Source organism: Xenorhabdus bovienii (genome assembly GCF_024721015.1).
Lineage (GTDB): Bacteria > Pseudomonadota > Gammaproteobacteria > Enterobacterales > Enterobacteriaceae > Xenorhabdus > Xenorhabdus bovienii.
This window is the reverse complement of sequence record NZ_JANAIF010000131.1, coordinates 1-4,374: the sequence shown is the minus strand read 5'-3', so window position 1 is coordinate 4,374 and position 4,374 is coordinate 1. Positions and strand designations below refer to the sequence as shown.

The window sequence follows — 4,374 nt, the reverse complement described above, 5'->3', positions numbered from 1 at the left end:
TTTACGGAAAAAACGCCGGGCTGCCGTTGCATCGCGGCGAGCGGTCAGCAGGAAGTCAATCGTCTGACCGTCGGTATCGACCGCCCGGTAAAGGTATTTCCACTGACCTTTCACTTTGATGTACGTTTCATCCATCCGCCACCGGGAGCCAACGGGCTTTTTGCGAGGTCGGAAAGCCTTGCCGAGCAGGGGCACCAAACGTAACACCCAGCGATGTATAGTGGCATGGTCGACCCCAATGCCACGCTCTGCCATCATCTCTTCGAGATTGCGCAGACTCAAGGCATAAGCGAGGTACCAACGAACACATTGGGCAATGATATCGACAGGATAATGCAGACGTTTGAACGCTTTTCGGATAAGGGACATCGCTCTGGACTCGCTCAAAAACAGGGAAGCTTACCTGATGACCGCTTAATGCGACAGAACCTTTCGGATCAATGACATGGTCAGGTAACACCATAAAAAAACAGCATGTTACCCGACGATGCCTTAATGCGACAGAACCCCTTAAAATGGTTTGGTCGGCAGATATTTGCCGTCGAGCGTGATTACTGCACGCTCACCACCTTCCGGATCGGCAACCTTTTTCACGTCCAGTTTGAAATTGATGGCACTGATGATGCCGTCACCAAACTTTTCATGTACCAGCACTTTCAACGTGGTGCCGTAAACCTGCAGCATTTCGTAGAAACGATACATGGTCGGATCGGTGGGAATGCGATCCTCAATGCTGCCACGAACAGGGATAGTCTGCAGTAACATGACGGCATCGCTGTCAAGATCCAGCTTTTTGCCAACAATATTAGCCACTTTCGCCGGAAGTGCATGCTGTCCCAGGAGTGCGGCGGTGACGAAGGCTTCCGATAAACCAGTGCCGTCGGCAATTTGGGCGAACGAGAGATCTTTCTTCGTTTTGACTGACCGGATTTTGTCGGCGAGCGCCAGGCGGACTTCGCGGTTAACTTGTGACTGAATCATGGTGATACCTCATTTGTTTACAGTTGAAATTAATATCAGACGGCGATGACTGCCGAACAGGCACTGCACGGACATCAGGGTTGTCAGCCATCGAAGCCGAGACCCCACCGGATTACGGACTGTAGTTGCCAGCATTACGATCACAAACAGATCGCTGGATTCACGTTGTGTCACCAGGTTCGGAACCATACGGCTGTCTGAACAGGAGATAAACAACGTCCGCGGGCTTTGCTGTGTAGCCAGGCTTCTGAACAGCTCAACGCGCTCAGGGAAAGTATCACTCTGAAATTTAAGAAAGTCGTCAATAACTTTTTTCATTGTGAATCTTCTGTCTCGCTGTGGGATGCGGTGAAGGTTACACCCCATATTCCATAAGGTAAAAGTCTCGTTTATGATGATTATCATCTGAAAATCTTATGGGTGATTGTCATGAATTTCCGTTATATCAGGTATTTTCTCGCCGTCGCAGAACACCATGGTTTTACCCGAGCAGCAACAGCGCTGCATGTATCGCAACCAGCCCTGTCACAGCAGGTCAGGCTTCTGGAAGAAAGCCTCGGCGTGCAGCTGTTTGACCGCAGCGGACGCAATACCCGCCTGACTGATGCCGGAGAAGTTTATTTACAGTATGTTTGCCGTGCATTTCAGGAACTGGATGAAGGTAAACGGGCTATTCATGATGTGGAGGATCTCAGCAGAGGTTCGTTGCGTGTCGCTGTCACGCCCACCTTTACCACCTATTTTATCGGGCCTCTGGTTGCCGAATTTTATACGCGTTATCCCTATATCACATTGCAAATCCAGGAAATGTCCCAGGAGAGAATGGAAGAGCGGTTAATTAACGATGATCTGGATATAGGCATTGCCTTTGATGGCGGAGAATCCCCGGGAATTGCATCAAGAACCCTGCTGACTGAAACCCTTGCTCTTGTTGTGGCCTGCCACCATCCGCGGGCACAGCAGCGCAAAATCGCCCTGAATGAACTCAACGATGAAAAACTCATTCTGCTGAGTGCAGGGTTTGCTACCCGTGAACAGATTGATCGCTATTTTCGTGAGACAGATCTGCGCCCGCAAGTGCAGATGGAGTTCACTTCCATCTGCGCCGTTTTAGACGTGATCCGCAGGACATCGCTTTCAACCCTGCTCCCGGCGGCAATTGCCTTGCAGAATAATGATCTGGTAGCGATCCCGCTTGCTGACCGACAACTGGAAAGAACGGGGGTGTTGATGCAGCGAAAAGGGGCATGGCAAACAGCGGCTGGGCGGGTGTTTATTGAAGTTGCACAGGAGTTGGCTGATAAAATGGTTCCTCGATACAAATATACATAAGTAGGTTCTGTGGTTCTGTCGCATTAAGGCATCGTCGGGTAACATGTTGTTTTTTTATGGTGTTACCTGACCATGTCATTGATCCGAAAAGCCTTCCGGCGCCTGCATTATCCCACCGATGTTATCGCTCAGTGTGTTCGGTGGTATCTGGCCTATGCCCTGAGTCTGCGCAATCTCGAGGAGATGATGGCTGAGCGTGGTGTTATCGTTGATCATTCCACGCTTCACCGTTGGCTCATCCGTCGGTCATGTATTGAATAGTTAGATCGTTCATTAAACGTAGTTTTCACACTCAATAAACGTCCCTATCACCTTGTCATGCATCTCTTCGGATTTGGAATAGCCAATCGTCTTTCGATTCAGCCTTTTTAGGCGAGTACGATGGGTGAGATTGGTCCTTTCTATTCGTTGGGTAAACATTTTTCCTGTTAAGTGCTCTTCTTCTGAAAGACAATCATAAACCGCATAATCATCCGTGCAATAAAATCGAACTTTAAAAGGAGACAGTAATGCCAGTAGTTTATCCAGTGTCTTCCTGCTGCGATCACCAAAAACATGTGCGACTATTCGTTTCATTCGGGGTTCCCAAGCATACCAAAGCCAGCGCTGATTCTTATTGCTGCCTACAAACGACCCTTGTGCATCTATTTCACAGATAAGCTGAATGTTATTTCCATCAAGGGGCAGCGTAGTCACGTTCCGGGGGTTAAGTTTTTTAGTGTTTTCAGGACAGTAGAGGTGGCAACTTTCAGTACACGTGCGGTATCACGGATGCCGCCATTATTCATTGCCATATCGACAATTTGCTCTTTAACGCCCAGTTTACAGGCTTGGTAGGTATATTCCAACTGAAAGACTTTGCAACAGTCATAGCAGCGATAACGAGGATGTCCCCCATTACCTTTTCCATGTCCTTTCACTTTTTCTGATTTGAGATAATAACGACAATCAATGTCAACTTTAGCCATACTTCACCATAAAATATCACATTAACTAACTATTCAATACATGACCTGCAATCAAGCCGTTATTTCAGAAGCTTTTCGCCATCTTTAAGCCTGATAAGTGTTTGTACGAAAGGAATTCTCCTCTTAAGCAGAGTACAAATTTTTTTGGCAGGCAGTGGTTTATCCAGAACATGAAACCCATCCAGTTTTTGATAATAGGTTTTATTTTTCACACCGAGATGATCTGTTTTCAGTACCCTACCCGTTGCTGAGCCGTAAGCAACAATACCTACGCCTGACTCATACAAAAAGACAGTATCTCCTTCATGGATTTTTTCTATTTTCTGGATATAACCTTCTTCAAATGCAGCAGCAAAGCCATTTTCAATCATAAATTGGTGATCCTTAGCACTATTGGCTTTGTTTGTGTTAAGCAGAAAATAGGTCTTCGTATGGTTATCACCAGATGCACCTCCGCCACTGAGTTCGGCATCCAGTTCTTCGTTTCTCATCACCTCCCATTCACTGAGTGCGTATTTTTTTATTAGTTCATAAAGAAGATCCTGCCGGTTACAGCCAACTGAATCTACCAAATCCTGAATGGCCGCATTCTCCTCAACACTGACACGCACACTTAATGTAACGAGATCTCGTTCACGATCTTGATATACTTCCTTTAAGTGACTCAAAAAAGATTCACTCATTTATTATCCTATTGATTAATTTTATCGATATACAATAGTACATTCTAATAAAAAAATAATCAACACTAGACATGAATCAAAATTAGATTCATTATTGAATCTAATTTTCGAAAATTAACAAACGGAATGTGACATTTACCTATGCCCAAATATCATGTACTAAAACGGTCGGTTTCGGACAACCTGCAGCGACACTGTACGAAAGTGAGTGTTTTTTATTTCGTACATAAGCTATAATTAGTACACCATTTTCGTACACAAAGTAACGTTATGTCACGAGTTTTTGCTTACTGCAGGGTGTCTACCCTTGAACAGAATACAGAAAACCAGCGCCGTGAAATCGAGGCGGCTGGATTTGCTATCAGACCTCAGCGACTGATTGAAGAATATGTAAGCGGATCTGTTGCGGC

General features: G+C 45.9%; 6 protein-coding genes and 2 pseudogenes. 3 read left to right on the top strand and 5 right to left on the bottom strand.

The window, feature by feature from the left end:
* The 3 genes and pseudogenes from NXS07_RS18685 to NXS07_RS18675 form a co-directional block, all read right to left on the bottom strand.
* Positions 1-369, bottom strand: a 369-nt coding sequence (locus NXS07_RS18685) for an IS6 family transposase (protein WP_258087382.1), incomplete at its 3' end; no start/stop codon positions are given.
* 141 nt (positions 370-510) lie between these two features.
* Positions 511-981 carry a cyanase gene (gene cynS / locus NXS07_RS18680; RefSeq protein ID WP_038224078.1) on the bottom strand — a complete coding sequence of 157 codons (471 nt, stop codon included), beginning with the start codon at positions 979-981 and terminating at the stop codon, positions 511-513.
* A 115-nt stretch (positions 982-1,096) separates the two neighbouring features.
* Positions 1,097-1,299, bottom strand: a pseudogene (locus tag NXS07_RS18675) (carbonic anhydrase); the annotation flags it as partial.
* Between the two features lie 111 nt (positions 1,300-1,410).
* Here NXS07_RS18675 and cynR point away from each other — a divergent pair.
* Positions 1,411-2,313, top strand: coding sequence for a transcriptional regulator CynR (gene cynR, locus NXS07_RS18670; protein ID WP_258087380.1), 903 nt, complete (start codon positions 1,411-1,413; stop codon positions 2,311-2,313).
* A gap of 72 nt (positions 2,314-2,385) precedes the next feature.
* Positions 2,386-2,556, top strand: a pseudogene (locus NXS07_RS18665) (IS6 family transposase); the annotation flags it as partial.
* Between the two features lie 30 nt (positions 2,557-2,586).
* Here NXS07_RS18665 and NXS07_RS18660 read toward each other — a convergent pair.
* Positions 2,587-3,281, bottom strand: a protein-coding gene (locus NXS07_RS18660) for an IS1 family transposase (RefSeq protein WP_258087379.1) whose coding sequence is annotated in 2 segments (ribosomal slippage) — positions 2,587-3,032 and positions 3,032-3,281 — 696 coding nt in all. Because the reading frame shifts where the segments join, the coding sequence is not laid out codon by codon here.
* Between the two features lie 59 nt (positions 3,282-3,340).
* Entirely contained in the window at positions 3,341-3,964 is a 624-nt protein-coding gene (locus tag NXS07_RS18655) for a hypothetical protein (protein ID WP_258087378.1), read from the bottom strand.
* Between the two features lie 270 nt (positions 3,965-4,234).
* Between NXS07_RS18655 and NXS07_RS18650 the strand changes: the two genes are divergently transcribed.
* The coding region (locus NXS07_RS18650; RefSeq protein ID WP_258087381.1) for a recombinase family protein at positions 4,235-4,374 on the top strand (140 nt) is incomplete at its 3' end.